Here is a 2,556-nt window from a genome sequence, read left to right as displayed (position 1 = left end):
AGTTCGCCATTGACATACTCGTATCGTTCTTGGCTGTGGCGCTCAAATTCCAAGTATTCTTCGCGCGTCATCTTCCTTGTCAAAACTTGCGTCATTCTCCCGCTCCCGATGTGGTTTTCCGTGTCTTTGGGTTCTCAAAGGCGAAGCGCTCGTGGTAGAGCGTCGTTACATAAAAACTCTCTCTCTGAACCTTTTCAGCAATTGCAAAATAGCCCGAAAACCTCTCGCTCGTTTCGTAGATCTTATCTTTGAGAAAACTCGTCAGCGCTTCTTTGTCCTTGCTCACAGCAACTTTGATTTTCTGAATCTGTTCAGGACTGAGTTGCGCAATTCTCATCGCTTGGCTTGAATTTCCTCTTTCAGCGTCGCTATCGCGTCGGCGAGCGGCATTGCGCCTCTGTCGCCTTCCTTGTGCCGACGCACCGCCACGCTGCCGCTCGCTCTTTCCTTTTCGCCGATGACGAACATATACGGAATCTTCTTTACCTCCGCATCACGGATTTTCTTGCCGATTTTTTCGCTGCGCTCGTCCAGTTCGGCGCGAATCTTCTCAGCTTTGAGCGTCTCGGTTACCTCTCTGGCATATTCATTCATCGCATCGACAATCGGCAGCACTGCAACCTGCACAGGCGCAAGCCACAAGGGAAAATCGCCCGCGCAGTTTTCAATCAATACGCCAATGAAGCGCTCCATTGAACCAAACGGCGCGCGATGGATAATCACGGGGCGATGCTCTTTGTTGTCGCTGCCTGTGTAAGTGAGGTTGAAGCGTTCTGCCATCACATAGTCCACTTGCACCGTGCCCAGCTGCCACTTGCGCCCGATGGCATCGCGCACAATGAAGTCAATTTTCGGTCCATAGAAACTCGCTTCCCCAATGCCGATGTAGTAATTCAGTTTCATTTTTTCGGCGGCGGCGCGCACGTCGCTTTCGGCTTGTTCCCAAAGTTCATCGGTGCCGCCGTATTTGGCTTTGTTGGATTTGTCGCGGAAGGAAAGACGCGTCTGCACGTCTTTGAAACCCAGCGTCGAGAAGACGAATTGCGTGAGGTCAATCACGTTGCAGATTTCCTCTTGCAGTTGGTCTTGACGGCAGTAGATATGCGAATCATCTTGCGTGAAACCGCGCGCCCTCGTCAGACCATTCAGCTCGCCCGATTGCTCATAGCGATAGACCGTGCCAAACTCCGCAAGGCGAATCGGCAACTCGCGGTAACTGCGCGGCTTTGCCGCATAAATCTGGTGATGATGCGGGCAATTCATCGGCTTCAAAAGATACTGTTCTTCTTTGCCCGTCTCATCGGTAAAGGTGATAGGTGGAAATTGTGAATCTTTGTAGTAGGGATAATGTCCCGACGTTTTATACAGCTCAATGCTGCCAATGTGCGGCGTGTAGACGGCTTGGTAACCGCGCTTGAATTGCTCCTCTTTGAGAAAGTTCTCAAGCTCTTGCCGAATGATTGCGCCTTTGGGAAGCCAGATGGGCAAGCCGCTACCCACTTTGGGCGAGATGAGAAAGAGTTCCAGTTCCTGCCCGATTTTGCGATGGTCGCGTTTTTTGGCTTCCTCGATTTGCGCGAAGTGTTGTTTGAGGAGTTTTTCCGACGGGAACGAGATGCCGTAGATGCGTTGCATCTGTTCGCGGCTGGAGTCGCCTCGCCAATACGACGCGGAAATGTTCGTGAGTTTGACCGCTTTGAGTTTTGACGTGCGCGGCAAGTGCGGACCTGTGCAAAGGTCGGTAAATCCGCCTTGATGATAGACGGAGACGATTGGCTCTGTAATGCCTTCAAGGATTTCAACCTTGTAGGGGTCGATGCGCTTGGTTTTGAAGTATTCAATCGCTTCTTCTCGCGTCATTTCTTCGCGCACGATGGGCAGGTCGCGCTGAGCGATTTCCATCATTCGCTCCTCGATTTTGCGAAGGTCTTCCTCTGTGAAGCGATGTGGCGAGGAGATGTCGTAGTAGAAACCGTTTTCAATGGCGGGACCTGCGCCAAACTTTGTGCCCGGAAAAAGCTCTTCAATCGCTTGCGCCATCAGGTGGCTGCTGCTGTGCCAATAAAGTTCCTTGCCTTCGTCGGAGTCAAAGGTTACGATTTCAATCGTAGCATCTTCTTCAATAGGCAAGTTGAGATCGCGCAGTTTGCCATTGACTTTGATGCCGAGCGCGTCCTCGTAGAGCTTTTTGCCGATGGATTTTGCCACATCGTTTCCCGTTGTGCCTTTTGGGAAGTGGCGCACAGAGCCATCGGGTAGCGTGAGCGCAATTTGTTCGGTTAAAAGCTGTGTTTCAGACATTCTTGCGATGATTCCTTCCTAAGCCTTGCCGAAGCGACAAGGTTTTGATATGCTTCAGGCTGAAAGATAATGCATACCCGCATTGCAATTCAACGCTCGCCCTAAAACTTGGCGGATGATACTCTTGCTTGGACGATACCTGCCCACTGCGATTAGTTCTCGGGCTAATCGCTTGCGACTGCTTTTGTTGGTTCATCAATCATCGGGAGAGTCGCTACCCCGCGCTTCCAACTCGGAAAGCAATGATTGGCGAAG

The 2,556-nt window shown here is 51.4% G+C and carries 2 protein-coding genes; both read right to left on the bottom strand.

Going from position 1 to position 2,556, the window contains the following annotated elements; genetic code table 11:
* Positions 1 to 91 precede the first annotated feature (91 nt).
* The gene (locus tag NZM05_12500; protein ID MCS7014434.1) at positions 92 to 337 is read right to left on the bottom strand and encodes a hypothetical protein; all 246 of its coding nucleotides are present in this window, start codon (positions 335 to 337) and stop codon (positions 92 to 94) included.
* Positions 334 to 2,301, bottom strand: a complete 1,968-nt coding sequence (gene thrS / locus NZM05_12495) for a threonine--tRNA ligase (protein MCS7014433.1) — start codon at positions 2,299 to 2,301, stop codon at positions 334 to 336. Before thrS ends, NZM05_12500 begins: the two co-directional genes overlap by 4 nt.
* Positions 2,302 to 2,556 lie beyond the last annotated feature (255 nt).

The organism is Chloroherpetonaceae bacterium (genome assembly GCA_025056565.1).
In the GTDB taxonomy this organism is placed as follows: Bacteria; Bacteroidota; Chlorobiia; order Chlorobiales; family Thermochlorobacteraceae; genus Thermochlorobacter.
The sequence above is the reverse complement of the archived record's forward strand: the minus strand, read 5'-3'. Positions and strand labels throughout refer to the sequence as shown.